This is a genomic window from Vitreoscilla sp. C1 (assembly GCF_002951955.2).
Taxonomy (GTDB): domain Bacteria; phylum Pseudomonadota; class Gammaproteobacteria; order Burkholderiales; family Neisseriaceae; genus Vitreoscilla; species Vitreoscilla stercoraria.
In genome coordinates this window covers 1,368,747-1,393,081 of sequence record NZ_CP019644.2, presented here as the reverse complement: position 1 = coordinate 1,393,081, position 24,335 = coordinate 1,368,747, and the positions used below count along the sequence as shown (strand labels likewise).

20 protein-coding genes and 1 CRISPR repeat array are annotated in these 24,335 nt (G+C 42.2%); of the genes, 17 read left to right on the top strand and 3 right to left on the bottom strand.

Annotated features, from left to right (window positions below):
• The first annotated feature begins 1 nt into the window (after position 1).
• The 12 genes from ADP71_RS06770 to ADP71_RS13125 all read left to right on the top strand — a co-directional run bounded on the left by ADP71_RS06770 (position 2) and on the right by ADP71_RS13125 (position 17,105).
• Positions 2–490, top strand: a complete 489-nt coding sequence (locus ADP71_RS06770) for a hypothetical protein (RefSeq protein ID WP_104931837.1) — start codon at positions 2–4, stop codon at positions 488–490.
• Positions 490–3,204 (top strand): hypothetical protein, encoded by a 2,715-nt coding sequence (locus ADP71_RS06765; RefSeq protein WP_104931836.1) that lies wholly within the window; start codon positions 490–492, stop codon positions 3,202–3,204. Before ADP71_RS06770 ends, ADP71_RS06765 begins: the two co-directional genes overlap by 1 nt.
• 11 nt (positions 3,205–3,215) lie before the next feature.
• Positions 3,216–5,492: an LPD1 domain-containing protein gene (locus tag ADP71_RS06760; RefSeq protein ID WP_171461023.1), complete on the top strand. Its 2,277-nt coding sequence runs from the start codon at positions 3,216–3,218 to the stop codon at positions 5,490–5,492.
• Positions 5,493–5,666: 174 nt separating this feature from the next.
• A CRISPR array of direct repeats spans positions 5,667–6,057; the repeat unit is 28 nt; unit sequence GTTCACGGCCATACAGGCCGCTTAGAAA.
• Positions 6,058–6,791: 734 nt separating this feature from the next.
• Positions 6,792–7,007 carry a cold-shock protein gene (locus ADP71_RS06755; protein ID WP_019959121.1) on the top strand — a complete coding sequence of 72 codons (216 nt, stop codon included), beginning with the start codon at positions 6,792–6,794 and terminating at the stop codon, positions 7,005–7,007.
• 641 nt (positions 7,008–7,648) lie between these two features.
• On the top strand, positions 7,649–8,482 hold the full coding sequence (locus ADP71_RS06750; RefSeq protein WP_171461022.1) for a BRO-N domain-containing protein: 834 nt from the start codon (positions 7,649–7,651) through the stop codon (positions 8,480–8,482).
• Between the two features lie 229 nt (positions 8,483–8,711).
• Positions 8,712–10,298 carry a type I restriction-modification system subunit M gene (locus ADP71_RS06745; protein ID WP_171461021.1) on the top strand — a complete coding sequence of 529 codons (1,587 nt, stop codon included), beginning with the start codon at positions 8,712–8,714 and terminating at the stop codon, positions 10,296–10,298.
• Positions 10,295–11,590, top strand: a complete 1,296-nt coding sequence (locus tag ADP71_RS06740) for a restriction endonuclease subunit S (RefSeq protein WP_171461020.1) — start codon at positions 10,295–10,297, stop codon at positions 11,588–11,590. Before ADP71_RS06745 ends, ADP71_RS06740 begins: the two co-directional genes overlap by 4 nt.
• Before the next feature lie 134 nt (positions 11,591–11,724).
• Positions 11,725–12,837, top strand: coding sequence for a PD-(D/E)XK nuclease family protein (locus ADP71_RS06735; protein WP_171461019.1), 1,113 nt, complete (start codon positions 11,725–11,727; stop codon positions 12,835–12,837).
• A 120-nt stretch (positions 12,838–12,957) separates the two neighbouring features.
• Positions 12,958–15,966, top strand: a complete 3,009-nt coding sequence (locus ADP71_RS06730; protein WP_216603975.1) for a type I restriction endonuclease subunit R — start codon at positions 12,958–12,960, stop codon at positions 15,964–15,966.
• The gene (locus ADP71_RS06725; RefSeq protein ID WP_171461018.1) at positions 15,963–16,127 is read left to right on the top strand and encodes a hypothetical protein; all 165 of its coding nucleotides are present in this window, start codon (positions 15,963–15,965) and stop codon (positions 16,125–16,127) included. Before ADP71_RS06730 ends, ADP71_RS06725 begins: the two co-directional genes overlap by 4 nt.
• Before the next feature lie 447 nt (positions 16,128–16,574).
• Positions 16,575–16,955: a hypothetical protein gene (locus ADP71_RS06720; protein ID WP_171461017.1), complete on the top strand. Its 381-nt coding sequence runs from the start codon at positions 16,575–16,577 to the stop codon at positions 16,953–16,955.
• 21 nt (positions 16,956–16,976) lie between these two features.
• A complete protein-coding gene (locus ADP71_RS13125) occupies positions 16,977–17,105 on the top strand; it encodes a hypothetical protein (RefSeq protein ID WP_257793062.1) in 129 nt (42 codons plus the stop codon).
• A gap of 64 nt (positions 17,106–17,169) precedes the next feature.
• Here the strand turns inward: ADP71_RS13125 and ADP71_RS06715 are convergent, their stop codons facing one another.
• The gene (locus tag ADP71_RS06715) at positions 17,170–17,493 is read right to left on the bottom strand and encodes a hypothetical protein (RefSeq protein ID WP_104931826.1); all 324 of its coding nucleotides are present in this window, start codon (positions 17,491–17,493) and stop codon (positions 17,170–17,172) included.
• Between the two features lie 55 nt (positions 17,494–17,548).
• On the bottom strand, positions 17,549–18,022 hold the full coding sequence (locus tag ADP71_RS06710) for a hypothetical protein (RefSeq protein WP_104931825.1): 474 nt from the start codon (positions 18,020–18,022) through the stop codon (positions 17,549–17,551).
• 75 nt (positions 18,023–18,097) lie between these two features.
• Here ADP71_RS06710 and ADP71_RS06705 point away from each other — a divergent pair, with 75 nt between their 5' ends.
• From ADP71_RS06705 to ADP71_RS06695, 3 genes are read left to right on the top strand one after another with little or no spacing between them, the layout of a single operon-like run.
• Positions 18,098–18,409 carry a hypothetical protein gene (locus tag ADP71_RS06705; protein ID WP_104931824.1) on the top strand — a complete coding sequence of 104 codons (312 nt, stop codon included), beginning with the start codon at positions 18,098–18,100 and terminating at the stop codon, positions 18,407–18,409.
• 1 nt (position 18,410) lies between these two features.
• Positions 18,411–19,538: a hypothetical protein gene (locus ADP71_RS06700; protein ID WP_171461016.1), complete on the top strand. Its 1,128-nt coding sequence runs from the start codon at positions 18,411–18,413 to the stop codon at positions 19,536–19,538.
• The gene (locus tag ADP71_RS06695) at positions 19,528–20,040 is read left to right on the top strand and encodes a hypothetical protein (protein ID WP_019959132.1); all 513 of its coding nucleotides are present in this window, start codon (positions 19,528–19,530) and stop codon (positions 20,038–20,040) included. The genes ADP71_RS06700 and ADP71_RS06695 overlap by 11 nt, the downstream gene beginning before the upstream one ends.
• 48 nt (positions 20,041–20,088) lie before the next feature.
• Here the strand turns inward: ADP71_RS06695 and ADP71_RS06690 are convergent, their stop codons facing one another.
• Positions 20,089–21,990: an HpaII family restriction endonuclease gene (locus ADP71_RS06690; RefSeq protein ID WP_171461015.1), complete on the bottom strand. Its 1,902-nt coding sequence runs from the start codon at positions 21,988–21,990 to the stop codon at positions 20,089–20,091.
• A 185-nt stretch (positions 21,991–22,175) separates the two neighbouring features.
• On the opposite strand from ADP71_RS06690, the gene ADP71_RS06685 reads away from it, so the two are divergent.
• Positions 22,176–23,891 carry a hypothetical protein gene (locus tag ADP71_RS06685; RefSeq protein ID WP_104931821.1) on the top strand — a complete coding sequence of 572 codons (1,716 nt, stop codon included), beginning with the start codon at positions 22,176–22,178 and terminating at the stop codon, positions 23,889–23,891.
• 18 nt (positions 23,892–23,909) lie between these two features.
• A complete protein-coding gene (locus ADP71_RS06680; protein WP_155970582.1) occupies positions 23,910–24,332 on the top strand; it encodes a hypothetical protein in 423 nt (140 codons plus the stop codon).
• Positions 24,333–24,335: the final 3 nt, after the last annotated feature.

Sequence of the window (24,335 nt, the reverse complement as noted above, 5' to 3'; positions counted from 1 at the left end):
TATGGCAGATACCAATCATTTGTTTACTTGGGATGAACTCAAGGGAAACGATACAACAGCACCCAAAAAGCTGGTCACCGCTTTTAAGCGAGCAGGGGCTGAAATTGCCGCATCTTGGGTGGCTGAAAAGACCAAACGTGAGAACAGCATCACTTACCGTGAAATTGGTTTTACTTTGGCAGACTCTCAAACCATCGTCTTGCGTGTGAAGCAAACCGGTGACATCTACCAGGTGCGTATGAATGGCAAAATTTTGCCGATGAAAGAGCAAGACGACATCAAAAAAGCTTTGGCTGAAATCGTCAATGACTTGGATGCCAACGCAACCAAATTTCAAAAGGCTTTGGCGCGCAAAAAAGCCACGCCACCTAAAGGGTCGGGTAATACGCGTGTCACCCGTAAAGCCGCATTAGAGTCGCAAGAGGCTGAGTTGGATGGCTTGATTGCCGAAGCACAGGCAACCCTAGCCGCGCTGCAAGGTGGTGTGTGATGGGCAACGTCACCCGCAATGAAAACGGGCGTGTTACATCGGTTTATGGCTTGCCAGTGCATATTGAATCCGTAGCAGGCAGTTATCGCATCAAATCAGGCCGCCCACCTATTTTAGTTTCAGATGATTACGGCGAATTGGTTGGTACCAAAGGGGCAGACCAAGACCCAATTGATTGTTACGTTGGGCCTTATCCTGAAACCAATACTGTGTATGTGATTAACCAAGACAAACAAGGTGTGGGTTTTGATGAACACAAAGTCATGTTTGGTTTTCTAGACCAAGACCATGCCATCAATGTGTACAGCCTTGGCTGCTTTGGCAAGAAGCCCATGAGTGTGGTGGCGTGTACCGTCGGTCAATTCAAATGGTGGCTAGAGTACGGTAATCACAAAGAGGCCATGAGTGCCCAATCCCTCCCTTTCGACTCTTACAGCGAGACAGCCATGCAACAAATTCCTGAATATGATTGGGATCAACCTACCGCGGCTGCCAGCCGTGTTTTATACGACATGCGTGTCATGGACAGTGCTTATGGCCAATTGATTGAAGCCAATAACCACCGTGATTTATTAGACCAAATTGAACACCAAGATGGTGGCGAGTTGGGTGTGTTGGATGCCTTGGTAATACCTAATAACCAAATCCAAAAGAAAGCCGCCCAAATCGGCATGGCTTTGAATCGTGCTGCAGGTGATGACATTAAGGTGGTGGAAGAAGGTGGCGTTGAAGTCACTGAGCCATACCGCCAAGGTGGCACCACCAACATTGCCATGTTGTTCAGCATGAGCGATGGCCAAACAGTATCGGTGTTCTTTCACAATCCTGATGTAACACCCAATAAGCTATCACCTGATGATTCAATGGTGTCTTGGAAGTGGATGCTCAACAAGAAAGACATCACCATCGTGGTGGCCAAAGAGAATGGCCAAGACCAATCCATTGCAGCCATTGCCAAAAAGATTATGGCCTTGGTTGAAGCCAACGCCACCAAGTTTGCGCGAGCCAATGCCAAAGCGGCTGAGAATGAAGCTGAAATCAAAGCCACGGAAGAGCGTATTGAGCAGAAGAAGAATGTTTTACAGAGCTTGTTGGACCAAATCGCGGCATTGGAAAATGGTTCTAGCGTGGTTGTTGTAGAGCCGAAACCGCAACAAGTGCCAAATGGCGTAGAGCCATCTGAAATGAACATTGATTTGCTTAATACAGATATTCACGCATTCATGAATGCCGGTGAAGCTGATTTGTATGATGCCGTTCAGCGTTATATGCGTGAAAACTTTCAAGGCCGATACGTTAAAACAGTGATTGGTGATGTATTGTTTACTTCAGTTGCTACGCGTGAGATGCGATTGGGTACAGATAAAGATCGCTTTAGAGCAGCGATTATTCCGTTCGTACCAAACACCTTAAAAAATGGCGATTACTTGGGACGTGAGGGAGTTAAAAAGGACCGAAAAGACAGCTTTGTGGCTTTTCACCGCTTTAAGGGTGAGGCTGTGATTGGAAGCTACACAGTTACGCATATCGTTACGGTGGCTGAGCGTGAAAACGCAAAATTTGAATTCTTGGCATATCACAATAAATTAAAAGGAGCCGAACCCAAGCTTGATACTGGCTCCAACAATTCAGTTCTTGATGCTTTGGGCAACAATCTTGTTGGTCGGTCACTGCTTGGGCAGACTCCTATGAATTCAAATGTAGCTGCGTTTGATAGTGCTGTCAATGATTCTGGATGGAATATTGAGATTGTGAGCGTGATTGATAGTAATGGTGAGCATGTAGCCAATCTGGAGGATGTTGTTAATTCGCAGCCAGAGCCGGCTTTAGAACCGGAGCCAGTTTTAAATTCACAGTTGGAACCCGTCCAATTTGTAGGAAATGAATTGGGTGATTTTGATTTAAGCACCGATGAAGGCAAGAAAGCCATGCGTGCGGCTGCTCGTACACATTTGGAATCATTGCGTGGTAAATGGGTGGATTGTCCTGCTATGCCGCGAGATGAAAATGGTGATGTGCGTAAAGTAGAAATTCGTAATCGCAGCGTGAAGGAGTTCATCCGATATACAGGCAATCCTGTAAAAATCTTACTGGCCGCCAAAATCGAAGAAATTATTGAAACAGCGCGAAATGCAGTGGTAGAGCCGAATTTTAAATTAGCTGCTAAACCAGGTACGTTTGAATATTACAAACTTGAAAATACTATTGCTGTGGATGGGATGTTACATCAGGTTGTAGTGATGATAGAACGGGATATTCAAGGATACCTGCACTATGATTTGATGTTGCCTAACAAAGTAAAAGCGACACTAGATAGTGCCGCTTTACAGCCCGAACCTTTCCCAACTACCAAAGCTGGGGTTTCAAGCTTGATTAATACTGCCACTTTTGATGATGTCAGTCAACAGAATGAGAGTAGTTTGTTGAATCTATTTGTAAAAGTACAAAATGAAAATGGCGAATGGGTTGAGTTAGAAGATACGTTTGAGCCTGAATTTGAGCCTGAAGAAACCGATGAGTCTGGTCATGATGCGGATCGAGCATTTTTAAAAGAGGTCATTGAGGGTTTGGTTGATGTGATGGGTGAAGGTTTTCATGAACGCATGACTGCAGTCGCCTTGCGTTACAACGGTGGCGACAATACTGAAATGCAAGCCATGGTAGAACAAGCGGTCAATGCTTATACCGCCAAATTAGACGAATTAAGCCAATAAAGGGGATGAGCATGGAATTGAATACGATGGAACGCTTGCGCTTAAATGGTGAGCTTAAAACAGCAATTGAAGCACGCAATGCCGAAGCCGATGTATTGAAGAAATTGGATTGGATTAAGGTGGTGCAGGATTTGCGTTTGCAGCTTGGATTGGCTGTGACGGCGACAGAATCTGAACCCGCGGCGGAACCAGAGCCATTGGTAGAACCTGAACCTGCAGCAGAGCCAAAAGAGTCTGACCAAATGCAAACTGAGGCAGAGTCCGAAAGCAATGAGGCTGTTTCACAACAGCCTGAGGCCCCCATGACTGCAGAAGATACAGATAATCAATTGCCACCAAGCGAAGATGAGGTGGGTTTGGATGAAGATGATTTGGCTGCTGCAGCAAACATCGATGATGATTTATCAGATACCACCACAGCTGAAAATTATCGTTGGAAAGATACCGCTTACATTGCCGGTGCACGCAAAGAATTGGCTCAAAAATCTATCTTACAGGCCAAGCGTGATGGGCAAAGGTTGAACAGTAATGACATCGATTGGGATGAGCTGGCCAAAGACCCACGTTTGTCTGAATCATTGATAGTCAAAGACAACGTATTTGGACGGGTAGATTGGGCGGCATTGGCGGACAAAGGTATGCCTTCACAGGTGGCGTATTTCATCAGCCGGGTGTATGCCAATATGGACAAAATGCCATTACATCCATTGAGTCAGCACAGTCAAAAGAACTACGTACAAGCCATTTCCAATTTGCGTGAGCGTTTGGAGGTGTGTTTGACCTTCAAAGATGTGGCTGCAGTGATGAATGAAATCATTGTGGCCATGCCTAGCATCAAGTTGATGCGCATGTTGTACGAAGATGAGCTGACTGCAGGCATTACTTTTGAAGAAAATATTGATAACAACTTCAAACAAATTAGTGTCCGTGGGCGAGAGAAGTTGTTGTCCTACGACAGCCAAGTTTGGGCTGAATTGGGCGAGCGTTTTTTTAGTTGGACCAGTAAATCGGTCAACACTACTTTGCGCAATGCCCAACGCGATAAAAAATACGCCGATTGGTCTAATTGGTGTGCAGATTTTAAAACTGGTACTGATGGTGAAGGCAATGCTGCTCCTGAAGGTGCTTCTAAACCCAAAAAGCCATCGTTTCAATTGGAGTCTGCAGAAGACATTGAACGTATTGGTGGGCAAGAGGTGGATTTAACCTCTTCGCAGCAGTTGCAAGACATGTTTGGTTTCAAAGGCATTCAATCAGGCAATTGGGTTTTGAAAGACAAGTCTGCCGCTGAATTTCACATGAAAAATGCCGCTGCTGCGATGTTAGACATGTCGGATGTTTTGGGCATTGAACCACAATATTTGGGGCTGAAGGGCAATTTGGCATTGGCGTTTGGTGCACGCGGTAAGAAAGGCGCATTAGCGCATTATGAGTCATCCAGTAAGGTCATCAACATCACCAAAATGAAAGGCGGTGGGAGTCTTGGCCATGAATATTTCCATGCATTGGATAACCTGATTAAAGATTTGTCCACACAAACCGTTGGCAGTGCCAGTTTCATGGGTACCAGCAATCCTGATGATTTACCTGATGTGGATTTGGCTCAGGTGTTCAAAGCATTGCGTGTGGCCATGATGAAGACCGATGGGGTGTTGAAGTTTGAATATCCTAAAGCATTCATTCCTGATGTTCATCAGCCAAGTGCAGACACCAAAGCCTTCCTTGAAAGCATGGCGGGTAATTTCTTGAGAGGCAGCCGTTTGCCACTCAATGCCGCTATGAGTGACCTAAAAAAGTGGATTGCAAGCCATGCCAATTACGCCACCACACCGCCCAAAACCCAAGAGCTTCGCTCGAATGTGGCTTACACCTTGTTAGTGCGTCACTGGACTTTGGGCAGTGAGAGCGATGTCGATATCAGTGCAGATGGTGTTTTAACGTTTGATGGCTTACCAGGACAAAGTGAGTTCTATAAAAACGCTATTGAATTGGACATGGGCAAAGAAGGCAAGTATTGGTCCAAAGACTTTGAAATGGCAGCGCGTGCGTTTTCAGCATATTTACAGGATCGTTTGGAAGAGCAAGGGCGCAAGAATGATTATTTGGCTTATTCAACCCAAGGTGGCAATGGTCGAGTCGGTGAGCGCGCTTATCCACAAGGTGAAGAGCGCCAACGCATCAATGACGCTTTCGATGGTTTGTTTAAAGTCATTCGGGAGAAGAAGGTATTGGAAACAGCTACTGCAAACAAAGCTTTGATGGATTCATTGTTTGATTGTGTCCATTAAAATTTTATAATCGGTGGCGTAGGTGGCGTCATATCAATTTTAACCCAATATTTATGCGCTCTTTAATAAATAATTAAAATCAATCACTTATGTTTGAAGCTTGAAATTTGGGTATTTAACAGGTTTTAGGCTTCAAACCATTGTGGTATCTTGTTTTTGTAGATTATTTTTACTGTTCACGGCCATACAGGCCGCTTAGAAAATGCGCTCTAATCGCCGTGTCTTGGCGCAATTGTTCACGGCCATACAGGCCGCTTAGAAATCAACACTGTAAATCTTGCCAGACTCTATGTGTGTTCACGGCCATACAGGCCGCTTAGAAAGGTGATTGGAGTTGGCGCAATCGAAACCAAGGGTTCACGGCCATACAGGCCGCTTAGAAACGACATGACACCCGCTTTAGAAATGGTTTCCGTGTTCACGGCCATACAGGCCGCTTAGAAAGCAGTCATGCCCAAAGTTTCCAATTCTTTTTGTGTTCACGGCCATACAGGCCGCTTAGAAAGTTTCGCCAGTTTTTACTTTTGCCCAGATGTTGTTCACGGCCATACAGGCCGCTTAGAAGTGTCAAAATCTCACTTCATGTGGTATTGAGAAACAGTCGATGGAGATGAGTACAGATATGGGATGCTCATTCCTACGCATGATGCATCTACACTGACACGTTGCATCATGGGCGCGACTGTTTAAAAGAAAATGGGGATTCTTGGTGAATATGAGAGTGCCAGATGAAAACTCATACCTACGCAACATAAACCTCCTCTTCGCCAGCGTATGTTGGGAGCAAGAATCTATTGGGATTTTAATTAGATAGGGTGAAATGTCAATTTCAATCTTTTGGGATGAAAAGGTGATAGAAAATTATATTGCTGAGAGTCGGATATTAGGGCGTATCCTCATTTCAAGCACTACTCAATAATTGAAGCCGCCTCAGTGTAATTTATACTGAAATTTTCCCAAATTAAGCGATTAAATCAGCCAAAAAATACCATTTCATATTCATACAATAGGACTAGACCATTTTGTTTCGTTGGGTGAAATAGGGGCACGCCCTAATAAATTATTGATAGCTTGAAATAATATATTGAAAATAAAAAACTTATCTTTTGATATATGGGTTATACTGAAAAAGTTGGTTTAGTAATGAATTCACTTATCTCTGTCTTTCTATAGGTCTCCAAGATATTTTACTATCATAAATTTGTTAGTTTTCTATTGATTGTTTCTTTAAGTTATCAGGTTCAGTTTTTTATTAAGTAAACCTTAATATTGTTATATAAACATAAAAGGAATGATTAAATGTCGACTCAACAAACTGGTACAGTAAAATGGTTCAACGATTCTAAAGGCTTTGGTTTCATCACACCTGATAACGGAGGTGCTGAGTTATTTGCACACTTTTCAGCTATTACAAGCGAAGGCTTTCGTACCTTAGCTGAAAATCAACGAGTAAGCTTTAACAGTGAGTCTGGACCTAAAGGCCCTCAAGCCACTAATATTCAAGCCATTGCTTAATTACATTTAATTTAAATGTAGTGAAGTAAATTGGTGTTCATCAACCCGTCTTCATAGACGGGTTATTTATTAGCACAATGATTCTAAAAGCCAACTGAAGCGAAATTTTGATTTGTGCTGTCTGCTGACCATATCAACTCATAGGGGAACATCCATGTTGTCAATTAAAAGCTTTACATTATATGCTCAACAAAACCTCGGCTATGATAGCCATGATTTGGTAACTTTAAATGATAAATTTAAAAAGCCAAAGATTCAAAGCGAATACCTCGAATGGCAAAAGTCTTTAAAAAGTACTCAATCATTCAAAAAGGTGAGCCACTATAATTTGCCTCCTATTTAATGGATGTTATCAACCCAAACCACCTTGCACAGGTGGTTTTTTTGTTTTATGATGCGCTCAAGGTGTCGAAACCTTTTTTACAAAGCGGTCATCACTGCCGTCATTGAGTGATATTTTTTCGTCCATAGAATTCGTGTATCTATTGTTTAGGCAGTAGTGCGTCAAAATCATGGTCGAGAGGGTGAGGAATACAATACCCGTAAGGGAAATAACTCCAGCCGTCTTTGTAAGGCTTTCGAACCTCTTGACCGCCCAATTGGGCTTTTAAATTTCGAAAATTTACAAAGGAGTGTTCATCATGAACGCACTGACTTTCAATCAAGTTTCTTTGAATCCTGTTTCGCAACCTGACAATCAAATTTGGATTACTGCTACTGAATTGGCTAATGCATTAGGCTATAAAAAAGCCGATGCAGTTACGCAAATTTTTAATCGCAATGAAGATGAATTTTCAAGCAGTATGTCAATGACCCTCAAAATGAGTGTCATTAGGAAAACGGGTAATATTATGATGCCTGTGAGAATTTTCAGTTTGCGAGGTTGTCATTTGGTTGCAATGTTTGCCAAAACTGAAATTGCCAAACAATTCCGCAAATGGGTGTTGGATTTAATCGAAACCGAAGCACAGAAGTTTACAGGACGCTCAACCACCACAGACGAACGCACAGGTTTGCGTGATGCGGTCAATGCCGTGGTCAGTAAAAAAGGTTTGTTGTATCCTGATGCTTACAAATTAGTGCATCAGCGTTTCAATGTATCCAGTATTGATGAGTTGACTTTGGAACAAGTTGGCGAGGCTACTGAATACTTGCACCGCTTGTTGCTCACCACTGAAAAGCCAAGTGGATACGTTTTAGAAGAACATCAAGTCAAAAACTTGGTCAATGCCGCCCAAAGCATGGATTGGATTTTCTGTTGGTTCAACCATTACAAAATGGCTTTGAGCGTCATCAATCCTAAAATGGTCAGCTCAGTGAGCGAACATTTCAAAGTTGTATGGATCCATACGCAAAACTTTGGCAGAAAACATGATATGGTGGCGTTGAATCACACGACGATGCGTGATTATCCTTGGGCTGCTGATTACGAGAGCCAAAAAGATTGGCGTAAAGCGGTGGGAATTTATAAGTAATGCTTTGGTTTGAATAGATGAAATGGTGGCGTCCTGTAGGGTTACAGGACGCTTTTTTATGAATCAAAACAAATCAAATAAGTAACGTTTTTTAATGCTATTGGTATGATTGCATAAAGTTGAAAATAGTATTCATACCTCACGCCACCTAAACAAACCTTGGGCTATAATCAGCCAAAATCGAATAACCCATTCAGGTCAAGCCTGACTCAATATAAAGATACCAAACATGTCAGAAGAACAACTACGCCAACTGCAACGCCAATTGTGGAGCATTGCCGATGCTTTGCGCGGCAAAATGAATGCCGATGAATTCCGTGATTACATCTTGGGCTTTATTTTCTACAAATACCTGTCTGAAAAAATGGTTGCTTATGCCAATAAGATATTGGTATCAGACAACTTGATTTACGACCAACTCAAGCCAAGTGATGAACATTACAACGCTTATATCAGTGCCGTTAAAAACAGCATCGTCAAAGAGTTGGGCTACTTCTTAACGCCTGCGGAATTGTTCCAAAGCATTGCCGAACGTTCTAAACAAGACAGCAGTGGCGCAGGTTATATTTTGGATGACTTGCAACAAGTGTTGCGCAACATTGAGCAATCGACTTTAGGTACGGATTCAGCTGACGATTTCAGTCATTTGTTTGATGATTTGGATTTGACCTCAACCAAATTGGGCAAAACAGCCGACGATCGCAATGAGACCATCGTACAAATCATTCAGCGTTTGGCTTTGATTGATTTTGATTTGGCCAATACTGATAGCGATGTGTTGGGTGATGCATATGAATACTTGATTGGTGAGTTTGCTTCAGGTGCAGGCAAAAAAGCAGGCGAATTTTACACGCCGCAACCAGTATCGACTTTGTTGGCGCGTTTGGTAACGGTGAACAATACCGAGCTACGCAATGTGTACGACCCAACTTGTGGTTCGGGCTCGTTGTTGTTGCGTGTGAAACGTGAAGCCAACAAAATTTCCAAGATTTACGGTCAAGAACTCAACCGCACCACTTACAACTTGGCCCGCATGAACATGTTGCTACACGACGTGCATTTTGCCGATTTTGAAATCAAGCAAGATGACACCTTGAAAAAGCCGCAACACTTGGATTTGCGCTTTGATGCCATTGTCGCCAATCCGCCGTTTTCAGCGCATTGGAGCGCTGACCCGATGCTGTCCAGTACCGATGAGCGTTTCAGCCAATACGGCAAGCTTGCGCCTAAAACCAAAGCCGATTTGGCGTTTGTGCAGCACATTGTTTATCAATTGTCAGAAGAGGGTACAGCGGCGATTGTGTTACCGCATGGCGTGTTGTTCCGTGGCGCGGCAGAAGGGCACATACGCCAATACTTAATTGAGCAATTGAATGTGATTGATGCCATTATTGGCTTGCCTGCCAATTTATTCTACGGCACCAGCATACCAACCTGTATTTTGGTGTTGAAAAAATGCCGTCAAAATCCGAATGATATTGTGTTCATTGATGCCAGCAACGATTTTGAAAAAGTCAAAACCCAAAACAAACTCTTGCCCGAACACATCGAGCGCATTGTAACGGCTTTGAACACACGCCAAAGCGAAGACAAATACGCATCTGTGGCAAGTATCGAGTCTATTAAAGCCAATGATTACAACCTTAATATTCCCCGATATGTGGATACGTTTGAAGCGGAAGCGGCGATTGATTTGAGCGCAGTGGCAGCGGCTTTGCGCCAAGTGAAAGCCGACAGCGTGGCGATAGAAGCACAAATTACCGATTTTTGCAGCGAATTGGGCATTGAAAACCCGTTTGCGGAGGGCAGCAAATGAATGTGCCTAAGTTGAGGTTTAAGGGGTTTCAGGACGCTTGGGAAGTACATAAATTTTCTGAAAAATTTACTTTTCATAATACAAATTCTTACTCAAGAGCGTTATTGGCTGAGCAAGGTAGTATCATGAATATTCATTATGGTGATATTCATACGAAATTTTCTGCTTTGTTTGATGTAGCTAAGGAAGACGTGCCCTTCTTAAGCTGTAAAGTGGACACACAAAAAATTGCTACAAACCAATTTTTACAAGTAAAAGACTTAATCATTGCTGATGCTTCAGAAGATTATAAAGATATTGGTAAAACCATTGAAGTAGTGAACTTAAATAACCAAAAAGCTGTAGCTGGGCTGCATACTTATATTGCCCGTCCAAATTCACCTAGTGCTTTGGGATTTAATAGTTATTTGATGCAAACTTTTAAGGTTCGAGAGCAAATACAAAAATTAGCAACAGGGATTTCGGTTTTAGGTATTTCAAAAGGAAATTTAGGGAATGTTGAGTTAAATATACCTTGTCTACAAGAACAAACCAAAATCGCTTCTTTTCTATCTGCGGTGGATGACAAAATCGCGGCTTTGCGCCAAGAACATGATTTGTGGCAGCAATACAAGCAAGGCATGATGCAGCAATTGTTCAGCCAAAAGCTTCGCTTTCAGGACGATAATGGTCAGGATTTTCCTGATTGGAAAACCACAATATTTTCTGAAAAATTTACTTTTCATCAGACAAATTCTTACTCGAGAGCTTTGTTATCTGAACAGGGTGAAATTATGAATATTCATTATGGGGATATTCATACAAAATTTTCTAGCTTGTTTGATGCGACTAAGGAAAAAGTACCTTTTCTAAGTGCTGAGGTTGAGATTAGCAAATTAGATGAAGAGCGGTTTTTAAGAGTTGGTGATTTGGTCATTGCAGATGCTTCTGAAGATTATAAAGATATTGGTAAAACCATCGAAATAGTGAATTTAGGCAATCAAAAACTTGTTGCAGGTTTGCATACTTATATTGCTAGACCGAAACAGGACTTTGCTTTGGGATTTCATGGTTACTTAATGCAAACTTTGGCAGTTCGTGCACAAATTCAAAAATTGGCTACAGGTATTTCTGTATTGGGTATATCTAAAACTAATTTAGGCAAGGTAGAAATAAAAATACCAACTCTTGCAGAGCAGACCAAAATCGCCGCCTGCCTTTCATCCATTGATGCCAAAATCGACGCTTTGGCGCAGCAATTGGAACAAGCGCGTGTGTGGAAGCAAGGTTTGTTGCAACAGATGTTTGTGTGAGCGTTTAAAAACAGCCAAAGCCGCAGCCCTGCGCTTTGGCTGTTTTTACAGGACGCTTGTAAAGCTTACAGGACGCTTACTAAAAGCGGCCTGTAAATAAAACAATATTTCAAAACCAATAAGGGACAAGCTGTATGGACAGTATCGATGTGGCTGTAGATGAATTATCACGTTTGCAAAGCGTGTTGGAGCAAGCGAAGTCTTTGCACACGAGTAAAAAAGAAATGACGTTTTTTGATACGGCTTTGCGCAAGCATTATGAAAACCCGACCACAGAGTTGTTGGCGTTTTTTTTAAATTCAGAAAATGAGCATGGATTAAACGGGGTGTTTTACCAAGGCTTGTTGGCGGCTTTGCGTGAGTGTGGCGTGGCACAATCGGATACCGAGGCTTGGGGCGATGTGCAAAACGTACACACCGAGGTGGTGACCAGTAAGGGGCGCATTGATTTGTTGATTGAAACCGATCAGGCAGTGTTGGCGATTGAATGCAAAATTGGTCACCATCAAAACAATCCGTTTACTGATTATGAACGCTATGTTCGCCAACATTATCCAGGCAAAAAACAGGTGTTTTTGATTTTGTGTGTGGATGGAAAAAGCCATGCTGCAGCTTGGACAGGGCTGTCTTATCGCACATTGGCAACGCACACTAGGCCGTTGTTGGCAGAGGCTTTGTTAAACCAGCCGTATAACAAATGGACTTTGTTTGCGCGGGAATTTTTAATGCATTGGGAACAATTGGGGGTGGATGTGATGAATGAGCAGCAAGTGGATTTTGTGGTTGAGCATTTGGGTGACATTAAGAAAATGGTGACGTTGCGTGATGATTTTTATCGACATGTCCGTGATCACATTACTGAGGCGTTGGAAAACCAATTAAAAGGTTATGAAGTTCATTATCGGGTGCATACTTGGCCAAATGGTCCTGCTTTGCGTTTTGCTAATAATCATTGTCCAACATGGACTGAAGTGGTTGTTAATTTACATATCGATGAGAAACCTTTGCAATATAGTTTACAAATTCGTATTGATAAACAAACAGACGCATTGGTGAAATTGGCTTGTAAAGAGTTGAAGAAGTTATCTTGGATAGTTAATGATGGAGACAATACTTGGGCTGAAATTAATGGTCGTTATTGGGTATGCGCTTGGGAGGGTGGAGACTTTGACTTAACTGAAGTCTGTAATGAAGTGGTGACATTAATGCGGATTTTGATGAAAGTTGAAGCGGCTAGAGCAGCTTAATTTTTAAGTTAACGACCAAAACATGCCCAGATGCTTACAAAATCCTCTGAGCATGTTTTATACTGTGAATGATGACAGTATCATCTAAATAAAAAGATTAAGCTTAAAATATAAGGGGAAGTGGGTTTGGTTCAAAGCGAATACGAATTGGAAAAAGCCTTATTGGTACAATTGGCTGGTACGGGTGATAGCAAAAGTGGTTTGGGTTATGACTTGGTGGCTTTGCCTGATGAAGCGACCATGTTGCGCAATCTCAAACGGCAATTGGAAGTATTCAATGAACTCACCACACCTTTGAGCGAGCGAGAGTTTCATTTGGTGCTTAATTATTTGAGCCAAGGCAGTACGGTGTTTGAACGGGCGCAGATTTTGCGCAGTCGTTACCAATTGCAACGCGACAATGGTGATACCCATAGCATTCAATTCATCAACCAAGAACATTGGTGTCAAAACGAATTCCAAGTCACACAACAAGTGACAATACACAATCCCCAACAAAATACCTATAAAACCCGTTTTGATGTGACGATTTTGATCAATGGTTTGCCTTTGGTGCAAATTGAGCTCAAGCGTTTGGGTGTGGATTTGAAAGAGGCGTTCAATCAAATCGACCGTTACCACCGTGATTCGTATTGGGTGGGTCATGGTTTGTTCTTGTACACGCAGATTTATGTCATCAGCAATGGTGCCAGTACCAAGTATTTTGCCAACAACCACCAAGCCAGCTTCGATTTTACTTTCTCTTGGGCAGACAAAGACAATAATATTTATTCGGACTTACACCAGTTTTCTGATCACTTTTTGCGCCCTTGCCATGTGGCAAAGATGATCACGCATTACACAGTGTTGAATCATGGTGACAAAGTGTTGATGCTGTTTCGTCCGTATCAGTTTTATGCGGCGGAGGCCTTGATTGAGCGAGCCAAGTTATCGAATCAAAACGCTTACATTTGGCATACCACAGGCTCAGGCAAAACCTTAACCTCGTTTAAGGTCAGCCAAGTGATACAGACCTTGCCAGAAGTGGATTTGGTGATGTTTGTGGTCGATCGCAAAGACCTTGATTACAAAACAGCAATTGAATTCAATCATTATACTGATGGTTGTGTGGATACGACCACCAACACGTCGTCGTTGATTAAGCAAATTACAGATAGCCAAGCGCAAGGCGGCAAGAAAAAGCTGATTGTCACCACTTTGCAAAAGCTGAATATTGCGGTGACTAGTCCAAAATATTTAAATCAGATTTCGTATTTGCAAGATAAGAAAGTGGTGTTCATTTTCGATGAATGCCATCGAAGTCAGTTTGGCCAAACCCATCAGAATATCAAAAAGTTTTTCACCAAAGTACAGATGTTTGGCTTCACAGGTACGCCAATTTTAGAAGAGAACGTCAGTCGAGCCAATGGCATCCCTCAGACCACCAAAGACTTGTTCAATGAGTGTTTGCACAAATACGTGATTACCGATGCCATTCGTGACGACAATGTGTTGCGTTTTTCGGTTGAATACGTGGGTAAATACCAAGAAAAAGCCCAAGAGCGGGTTTCTAACAATGAATTGGACATTGTTTCAGACTTAGAGCCCGAAGATGAAGATGTAACTGACCATATTCAAACCACGGCCAGTAAAGAGACTTTGGAAGACGAGCGCCGTTTGGAGAAAATTGTTCGTTATATTGTGGATGCACATCCAAAGAAAACCAACCGTTATCAATTCAATGCCATTTTCTGTGTCAGCAGTGTGCAGGCTTTGATCAAGTATTACCAGTTGTTTGAGAAAGTCCAAGCTGAAGCTTTGGCGAATAATCCTAATTATCGGAAGTTGAAGGTAGCGACCATTTTCAGCTATGCCGCCAATGAAGCTGAGAACAAAGATGGGCAGCAAGACATGGGTGATGATGGTGAGCAGCCTCAAGTCAGTCGTGACCATTTGGAACGTTTCATTGCCAATTACAATCAGCAATACGGTTCACAGTTCAGTTTGAAAGATACTGCAAGCTTTTACAACTACTACCAAGACATCACCAAACGAGTTGAGAAACACGCCAAACAGCCACAAGAGGCGCAAATCGATATTTTGCTGGTGGTGAACATGTTCTTGACCGGTTTTGATGCCAAAACTTTGAACACCTTGTATGTGGATAAAAACCTGAAATACCACGGTTTGATTCAAGCTTTTTCACGTACCAATCGCATTTACAATGCTTCCAAAACCCATGGCAACATCGTTTGTTTTCGCAATTTGAAAGACAAGACCGATGAGGCTGTCACCTTGTTTGCCAATACCAATGCTAATGAAACAGTGCTGTTGCAGCCATACAGTGAGTATTTGGCCAAATATCACAAGGCTGTGGATGCTTTATTGGGTATTACTCCGACGGTACAAAGCGTGGATGCTTTGGCTGATGAAAATGAACAAGCTGAGTTTGTAAAAGCCTATCGTGACTTATTGCGTTTGCAAACAACGTTAAAATCGTTCTCCGACTTCAATACAGACGATTTGGCGATGGACGACAATACATTTGAAGGTTTCAAATCGAAATACTTGGACTTGTACGACAAGGTCAAACGCCATAAGAAAATTCCTACTGACGCACCAGCCGCCAAAACTTCGGTTCTGGACGAGTTGGATTTTGAAACTGAGTTGATCCATACCGACATCATCAACGTCGCCTACATTCTGAATCTACTCAAAGGCGTGGCCGATGAAGACCATAGCGATTGGATTTCAGGACAAGAAACCTTTATGCGCAAAGTTCAAGCCATTTTGGACATTGCCTCTAAAGAACCTAAATTGCGGGTGAAGTTGCCGTTGCTTGAAAAATTTGTGCAAGAAGTGTTGCCAGGCATTCAATCAAGTGAGGCGTTTGATACAGCTTTTGCAGACTTTTGGGAGCAAGAAAAACAGCAAGCCATTCATGATTTGGTAGAAGAAGAGCAATTGAAAGATGAATGCTTCCAAACAATGGTCGAAAGCTTTATTTTTACCAATACCATGCCGCGTGATGATGAAATCGCCAAGAGCTTGTCTTTTGTGCCAAGAATTTTAGAACGCGAATCCACTTTGACACGAATTAAGGCAAGGTTTGAAAGGTTTGTGGGGCAGTTTGTTGAGGGGATGGTGTGAGTGTTGGAGATTCACCTGCAGCATTGATTGCAGCTGCTGAAGGCTTCAAGGATTTTTACCCTGAAACTTGGTTTGCAGGCACGCTTGAATTCACCATTGATGATGAAGGTACTAATTGGTCCATGTTTGATGAGGATATGGAGGCGAGGATTTTGGGTTAGAGTTTGGACTGAGGATGAATGAAAGACGCCACCGATTTGGTGGCGTTTTTTTATAAATAACATTAGTATGTTATTACATTTGAATATATTTATTATTACTTGGAAATAAAAATGCTCATTGTTGACATTGTCTAGTTGAACGGGATATGAAAGCAAGTTACTTGAAAATAATCTCAATTTGCTTAAATACAACAATGTTTATAATATTAAACCTAATTTATGATAATGCGATTATCATAATAATAAGCTTTCAGATATATTGTATCTCTTACTTACTAAAGTGATTTTTATTAAACATATTTAATTGGGCTACTTAAATAAATTTAAAATAATAATTTGGCTGTATTTTATAGTTATTGCAGGCAATATAAACAAACTGTACAATATTCTGGATAACATTTTGATTTTTATTAGGTATTCTAATTTTCAAAAAATTAGGTCTACATTATGAATCAACAGAACCAAAAAATAACAAAAAGAGTCTTAGAAGTAGCAGAGAATGTTTGGGAAAAAACATATTCTAGTGCCCAAAAAGTATTGGGTGCCATTAATAATAATGGTTATAACTATAATTTAGTTAATGGGTGTGTAACTCCTAGTGTTGATCAGATTATAGTAATACTTAAAACAATGTTAGTTAGACTTGATAGCCTATCTAATTTGACTCCTGTTTTTGTTTCTCATGAGCAAAGTTATGAGATTGAAAAGGCGCTTATCAATTCAAAACAGGTTGTGTTGCAACTTGAGTCAATTATGGTTGCAATGTCGAATAATGACTTAGATGAATGTGACAAATTATTTAAATTGCTGGAGCAACAGCAGTTTTAAACTAACTTAAGGAGTATTAACATGCAAAATACATATGATCAAATCAATTCATTATTAGATGAATTAGAGTCTTTATCTTTACAAGTTGAAAAAAAATGTGATGAAATTGTAACGATTATCATTAATCAGAATTTAAAAGCAGCAGCGTAAATTCAAAGACAAAAAACGCCACCAATTTGGTGGCGTTTTTCTATATTTTTAATATTCGTCATACTCAAAAATACCCAACCAAATTCATAAACTGCAGCCCCCGTAAAACCTCAGCAGGCATGGTTGCCTCTGTATGCAGCTTCACACATTCAAAATAATCCATCCCATATTGAGCGGCCACACGCTGCAGCATCTCAATGCCTGTATCTGAGCCGCAAAGTACGTACACCACACGGTTTTTGGCTTGAGATTGCAAAGCCTCTAATGATGATTTGGCTGCAGCATGCAAAGCGTCCTGAAATTCGGTGGTGTCTTGGATACCCTCAATGGCCACCATTTCGTCAATCAACGATAATTGAAAGTTATTTGGATAAGTGTTGGTCGTCATGGCAAATCTCTATGGGTCAAATTAACGGTAAGTGTCTTAGTGTTAAAAAGGCGCTTTAAACAGTGGTCAGCATGTTCATGAAGCCTTTCATGCCAGATAAAACAGTTTGGGTACCACAGTATTTTTTGAAATACAGTGCTGTGGCCAAGATGGCAGCTGCGCCATTGCCGACGTTTTGAACCTGATAATTGAAGCGGCCTGAATCTTTCAAGCCTGCAATCTGTACCGAATCGGACACGTCGTGTTTTTGTAAACTAGGCTCCAATACAATCGTGCCTTTGGCTTTGAGCTCTTTGTATGCCTCAATGGCAGTGATGAATTGGGTTTGGTCAAACAATAAGGTGGCACCAATACCATCTAAATCAGTGATCAAGATAAAGCCGTCCTGTAAACCAAACTTAGGTGGCGTTTCTTCTTGGGTGCAAATCAAAGTTGGTTTGCCATCAATGTCCATCACCATAGACAAAATGCCTACGGGTTTGCCTTCATAGCTGCCAAACGAGGCACGAATCATCACTTCTTGTGACATGGGGAACGCTCAATTTAAGGGTGGTTGGTGGGCTTATTATCCAAGCATCCCAATAGATTTGATTGTGAGTTCCCTATGCCGATTGATTCCATGCGTGTGGGCCATGCTTATCGTGAGATGCGTAAAGCGTCGCAACATGCCAAATCCTACCAATTGAACAAAGTCCATTACGTTCAGCCACGCCAAGTGTTGGATCACAGTCTCACCAATCAATTCGTGTATAAAAACCGTGCGGATTGGTTGGTGGCTGCTGCTGTGGTGGGCTTTAATGATGTGGATTTGCCGGTGCAAGAAGGCGCGCGTCGTTTTATTCCCATGAGCCAAGCCATTGCCATTACCAAAGCCACCGCAATGCTTAAAACCAAATCTGGCATGAGTTTGTATTGATATGGCCACACGAAATAAAGTAGTTGCCGAAAACAAAGAAGCCATAGCCGCTTTAACGGTTAAACAGCAGCTGGATGTGATTGAGGCGCGAGAAAAACGCGCTGAGCAAGAGCGCACCGAAGCGGGCAATATATTGGCTTTGGGCAATGCCTTGGGTTTAAAGCCGACGCAAGTTGAAGAGGTATTGGCCAAAATCAATATTGCCAGTGGGGTGATGACCGAAGAATTGACCCGTGATGATTTGCAGCATTTGGCCAAAGCGATGGACGAGTTGCAAGACAAGTTCAAATCCATGCAAGTACGCGGTGGCATTCATCCACGAACCGTGATTAACAAAAGCCGTAAGGTCGATTTGTTGCGTTGTGAAACTGAAATCAATACAGCGGTGGCAGCAAGACGTGACAAAGAAGGCGTGGTGGTGTTTCGGGTCAATGCCAGTGCCAAGTCCAAACAAACCCACCATGCGGTATCGGTACAGTTTTTGGATTTTCAGGCCGCCATTTCAGGTGGCCGAATCAGCAATAAAATGGCCGAAGCAGTGGCACGCGGTCCTATTCGTTTTGATTGTGATTGTGGACGCCATCGATTTTGGTACCGCTATGTGGCTACCGTAGGCGGCTTTGCGCAAGGCAAGCCTGAGACGGGTTTTCCTAAGGTACGCAATCCCAAATTGGGTGGCATTGCTTGTAAGCATGTGTTACGTGTGATGTTGGTGTTGACCAAATCGCCTGCTTTCACTGCCTACATGAAACAATACATTGCACAAATGCGTGGGAATCCAACGCCCAAAGCCAAAACCATGGGTAAAAAGCAGATTGAACAATTGGCAGAGCAAATCAGCCAAGAGGCTTGGAACAAAAAGCGCATCCGCCAACATGCCAATGCGGCCATTCCTGCTGACATGACCGATGCTTTTAGCAGCAACAGCCGCAAAGCCAAAAGCATTGCGGGTGTGGGGATGACACCATCCGAGATTGCCAAAGCCAAAGCGCAGGCCAAAGCCGCCAATATGGAGGCGATTCGTGAAATCAACCGTCAATTGAACAATCCTGAAATTCAGCAAAATACGACTCCCGAGGTCTTTGCTCAGATTCAAAAGCTTTTGGAAGGAGCCAAACGTGGGTCTTGATTGGAGCAATGGCAATCCTTTATCGAATGCCAACAACCGTGCCAAGCGCATGGTGGTGATGAATCACATCTGGTCTCAAGACGTGGTGGTCTACCGTAAAATCTCGCTGCGTCCTGATGAAGACAATGATCCTGACAATGCCGCTACATTCGGTGGTGCAATGCAAATGGGCATGGAAGATGAAGCCGATTATGAATTGGAAATTGTGGGAGCGGGCAAAATGGTGTTTGCCAGTCAATATGGTGGTGCGGAACATGCGGGCAATTGGCAGACCTTCAATGTGAGTAACGGTGATGTGCCAGTATTAATTGAGCCGGTTATAGAAGGCGAATTCGAAATCAAAAAACATGACAGGGTGTATGTGATTTTGCCTGATTTTGCTTATGGTTATCAGGTGTCCAGCATTACATCGCCTTCTAGTTTGCCGCAAGGACGCTCCAGTGTGGTGTATTTGCAGCCGTTAGAACAGGCTTCAAACCCTGATTTCAATGATTTGATTTAAATTAAAAGCCCACTATGTGATGATATGAGTGGGCTTTGATTTTTGATTTTAAGTATTTCGGATTTGTAAATTCAGTTTGAAAAATTTTGAGCCGTTCTTTTCTTCAATAAGTTTACCAAAACCATGGCGTGAAGTAGATGGCGTATCAAGTTTTGTATTTTCAAATAAGTAGTTCATTAAAATATTACGCTTTAAAGTGTGATACAGCAGTAAGTCACCTAATTTACGTACTACGATAATGCCATTTGAGCTGTAATTGCCATCCCACAGTTTACTTGGGAACATCCCAAGCAACATGGCTTCTAACAATCGTTTTATTTTGATTTTTTCTGAGTCATCAGTAATCAACTGTGAGATTTCAGAGCCACTACCAGAGTAGTACTGCAACAGTAAATTACCTAAAATTTGAGGCATGCAGCTGTCTACTCTGAAAAGGTTTTCTTCAAAGGTTGGTTTTTCACATTTATCAAATGTAAAACTACCGCCGTGCTCTAAAATATAGGCAATGCGATCACGTACTTTATTTTTGGTATCGATTGAGTTGACATCATCAATTCTGCCTTGGAACCCATTTACTTCGAAAATAAAGTTTGTATTGGATGAGGCATTTAAAAGGGTAGGGTTGTTACCTAAAAATGATTTAATTCCCAGTGGGTCATTTTCAATGCACATATGTTGATAGTTAAACCCCACACTCACATCTTTTTTTGAAAAAGAGCTGCCTTTAAATGAATTGATTTTGAGTGTTTCAAGTATATTTTGATCTTGTATTTCAAAAGTTGCTTTTGAATTAACAATGTCATTTTTAAGCTGATTCAGGCGTTCTTGGTTTAATATTTCATCAATATTGTGCTCTGATATTAATATGCCATTTTCTGAAATAATTAATTGATTATTTTGTATGGTGTATTGATATGGTTGGTCATTATGTTGCAATGAAAAAACAGTAATAAAGTCGTTTGTGTTTAAAATATTGGTATTGGTATCACCAAATTTTATTTGAGGATTTTGAATTGCTTTTAAAAAAGCATACAGCTCTCCCCATTCCCCTTTGTTGAAATTTGCCATGCCGTCACTTTCACTTTTAGATATCTGATTTTGTTCAAGGTATTCTTTTACTGCGAGGCCTACATGATAAACTACGTCAACACAAACACTGTTTCCCAATTGCTTCATGGCTTGTGTTTTTGATTTTGATAATTGAAATGCATCAGGAAAGCCCATCATGCGCTTTCCTTCTTTTGGAGATAATCGTACCTCTTGGCCATTAACTAAATAGCCATCCCAGTTTCTTCGATCGTTTAGAGGTGAGCCTTTGCCACCTACGCGCAATGTAAAACCAATTTCGCGAGAACAATCTCCTTCCCATACGTCTGACATAGTCATTGTGGTGCCAGTTGGTTTTGGGAATTCAAAACTTGGTACTGTGTTTACAGTATGATTGTTGAATCCAACAATATAGATTCTAGGTCGGTGTTGAGGTCGGCCAAAATCAGTAGCTTTGATGATTTTAAAATAAACAGTGTAATTAAGTTCTTTTTCAAGAATGTCTCGTATTGTTTGGAAAGTTCGGCCTTCATCATGTTTAAGAAGATGACGTACATTTTCTAAAATAAACGCGTTAGGACGTTTTTCTTTAATAATATCTGCTATGTAATGAAATAAATTACCACGCTCTGATTTGTGAACATCATCAAAGCCGCGCTTGTGCCCAGCTTGCGAAAACGGCTGACATGGAAATCCACCACATAAAATATCATGGTCTGGAATGGCATCAGGACTAATAGAGCGTATGTCCTCATTGAAAATCTCATCAGAAATCTTGTGATTGAGTTTATAAACTTCTCGAGCATGAGAGTCTATCTCAGAAGCAAAAACACAATTCATATCAAGACGGGATAGAGCAAGGTGAAAGCCACCAATACCAGCGAATAAGTCGATGAAGTTCATAAATTATGGTTTTTTATTTTTTAAATATAATGGCGTATTTTATCATATTCAGTAAACAGTCATTGTTAGATTAGCTTTTTGCGAATCGAAAGCAATATAGGGAACGCTGCGAAATCATACTTGCAATCAAAGTGACAATACGACATGCCAACAACGCATGTCGTTTTTTTATTTGGAGAAAAAGTATGCCACAACCTGCAGCCAAGAGCATGACACCGTCTGTTCAAAATCAAACCAACCAATTCATCAAACAAACCTTGGACAAAGTCACAGGTGGCAAGCCAAGCAATATTGCTGTGTTTGATGATGCCAATGTACAAGATCATTTGCGTGATAGTGGTGCGCCACAAGTGGTGCAAGACTTGATGGCAGTATTACCTGAAACCGTGACTTTTGCCGAAGGTGCTGCACCTTACAACACTGCCTCTTTGGTGATGGATTCGATTGCCAAATCCGAAGCCATGTTTGCTCATGAACATGGTCATGCAGCACCTGCTTGGGTCGCTGACGATGCTTTGCGTTCGACGCTGCCATTGGTATCAAAAAATTATGCGGAATTTTTGGGTTTACCAAGCCAATTTTTAGGCAGTCAAAAAACCGTATTCGATGATGTGAACAGTGCTTCAGGCGGTGCGATGAGCGTGAGCCAAGTGTTGACTGCGATTGTGATGGCTTATTCTGAACCGATGCCGTTCAGTGGCCGCATTGCCATGGACCAAGGCTTGGAAGGTCGTGTGATTTTGGTGGGTCATCGAGCTGCTGCCGCTTCAGGTGATTACGCACAGTACGCCTCATTAGATGGCTTGAATGCGGGTAAGCCGTTCTTGATGTCACAACGCATGGCTCAAGCCGTTGACACCAGTGGCACTTGGGCTGCAACGATTAAAAATGCGTCAGTCGATGCGGCAGGTTCACCAATTTTGCCGTCAGCAGTGGGTGTGTATGTGAATGGTTTGTTGGTCGGTCAAAGCAATCCTATGGCCAATCGTTCTGATACCACCATTACCTTCTCACAATCGTTCCATTTGCCAGGTACAGCTGCAGGTACAGCGGTGACAGTGACAGGTAACGCTACCACAGGCGTTTTGTCCGCGGTGTTTACACCGGCATTGGCATCAGGTTCAGTGGTTGAATTCAGTGCCGCGATTGATTTTGAACATGCCAATATGAAAGGAAAGCGTCCAGTGGTGGAATCACACGCCACCATCAAGTCCATTCGTGCAACGTATGCATCTGCTTTGTACAGTGTGTCACAAGAAGCACGCCACCAATGGGCAGTAGATGTGAAGTTGGATCAAAGTTCACAAAACATGGCTGCCATTCGTACCCAAAGTGTGGCTGAGCGTCATCATTTGGCGGTGCGTCGCATGTGGCGCATTGCTTCAGCCCATGTATTCAATTTTGAAATGGACAAAGCCAACCGTATGAATGAGCGTTCCATCACCAGCATTATGATGGATTTGGGTCAGGCGATTGAGGCGGCCAATTTGGACATGATTGTACGCACCAATTTAAATGGTATTGGTGTGATTTATGTCGGTGCGTCAGCGGCTTCGTATTTGGGCACCTTGCCACCTGAAATCTTACAAGCATCCAATGTGAAACCACGTGCAGGCACTTATCGTTTGGGTCGTTTGTTGGGTAAATATGAATTGTATTTCAGCCCAATTCCTGAATTAGTTGCCACTTCTGATGGTTTCCCGATGTTGTGTATCGGTACGTCCGATCAAGCAGGTGCCAATCCTTACATCACTGGTACTGCGTTGGGTGCGGCGGTTTCACCATTGGCTACCACAGTAGATGGCATCACAGGTCAATTTGTGTTTGAAGCCGGTGTAGACACCGTCAATCCGCATTTGCAGTGTGCTGATTCTGCAGCTTTGATCAATGTGAAATTTTAATTGAAAGGTGATGCAACCATGTCTGAAGACACTCAAAAAGACGTGGTTGCTCAAGCTGGCGACACTGCCAGTGTTGAGCAACCTGTAATTAAATTGACGGCGGCACAGAAAAAAGCAGCAGCGAAAGTGAAGGCTGAAAACACACAAATGGCATCTGTATCTGAAGCCGTGGAAGTTGAAACAGCCAATGCATCTGCACCATTTGAGCCTGAACGCTATCCAGCCACAGTTTTATTGGTCAATCGTACTTATGCCACCGTCGCTTACCCAGAAGTTGGCAATGTGTGTTTGCGTGGTGGTGAGAGCCAAGTGGTGACGGTTAAAACCGCTGAAATCATGGCGACACTGCAGCGCAATGTAAATAGCTTTAACGGCATTGGCAAATGGGTAGCACCGCATGGTGTGTTCATTGAAGCGGTGCCTGAAGCACAGCAGGAGTAACTT

What these genes read in the sequence shown, in the direction of transcription:
- ADP71_RS06770 (WP_104931837.1), top strand. Translation starts at nt 2, where the DNA reads ATGGCAGATACCAATCATTTGTTTACTTGGGATGAACTCAAGGGAAAC.
- ADP71_RS06765 (WP_104931836.1), top strand. Translation starts at nt 490, where the DNA reads ATGGGCAACGTCACCCGCAATGAAAACGGGCGTGTTACATCGGTTTAT.
- ADP71_RS06760 (WP_171461023.1), top strand. Translation starts at nt 3,216, where the DNA reads ATGGAATTGAATACGATGGAACGCTTGCGCTTAAATGGTGAGCTTAAA.
- ADP71_RS06755 (WP_019959121.1), top strand. Translation starts at nt 6,792, where the DNA reads ATGTCGACTCAACAAACTGGTACAGTAAAATGGTTCAACGATTCTAAA.
- ADP71_RS06750 (WP_171461022.1), top strand. Translation starts at nt 7,649, where the DNA reads ATGAACGCACTGACTTTCAATCAAGTTTCTTTGAATCCTGTTTCGCAA.
- ADP71_RS06745 (WP_171461021.1), top strand. Translation starts at nt 8,712, where the DNA reads ATGTCAGAAGAACAACTACGCCAACTGCAACGCCAATTGTGGAGCATT.
- ADP71_RS06740 (WP_171461020.1), top strand. Translation starts at nt 10,295, where the DNA reads ATGAATGTGCCTAAGTTGAGGTTTAAGGGGTTTCAGGACGCTTGGGAA.
- ADP71_RS06735 (WP_171461019.1), top strand. Translation starts at nt 11,725, where the DNA reads ATGGACAGTATCGATGTGGCTGTAGATGAATTATCACGTTTGCAAAGC.
- ADP71_RS06720 (WP_171461017.1), top strand. Translation starts at nt 16,575, where the DNA reads ATGAATCAACAGAACCAAAAAATAACAAAAAGAGTCTTAGAAGTAGCA.
- ADP71_RS13125 (WP_257793062.1), top strand. Translation starts at nt 16,977, where the DNA reads ATGCAAAATACATATGATCAAATCAATTCATTATTAGATGAATTAGAG.
- ADP71_RS06715 (WP_104931826.1), bottom strand. Translation starts at nt 17,493, where the DNA reads ATGACGACCAACACTTATCCAAATAACTTTCAATTATCGTTGATTGAC.
- ADP71_RS06710 (WP_104931825.1), bottom strand. Translation starts at nt 18,022, where the DNA reads ATGTCACAAGAAGTGATGATTCGTGCCTCGTTTGGCAGCTATGAAGGC.
- ADP71_RS06705 (WP_104931824.1), top strand. Translation starts at nt 18,098, where the DNA reads ATGCCGATTGATTCCATGCGTGTGGGCCATGCTTATCGTGAGATGCGT.
- ADP71_RS06700 (WP_171461016.1), top strand. Translation starts at nt 18,411, where the DNA reads ATGGCCACACGAAATAAAGTAGTTGCCGAAAACAAAGAAGCCATAGCC.
- ADP71_RS06690 (WP_171461015.1), bottom strand. Translation starts at nt 21,990, where the DNA reads ATGAACTTCATCGACTTATTCGCTGGTATTGGTGGCTTTCACCTTGCT.
- ADP71_RS06685 (WP_104931821.1), top strand. Translation starts at nt 22,176, where the DNA reads ATGCCACAACCTGCAGCCAAGAGCATGACACCGTCTGTTCAAAATCAA.
- ADP71_RS06680 (WP_155970582.1), top strand. Translation starts at nt 23,910, where the DNA reads ATGTCTGAAGACACTCAAAAAGACGTGGTTGCTCAAGCTGGCGACACT.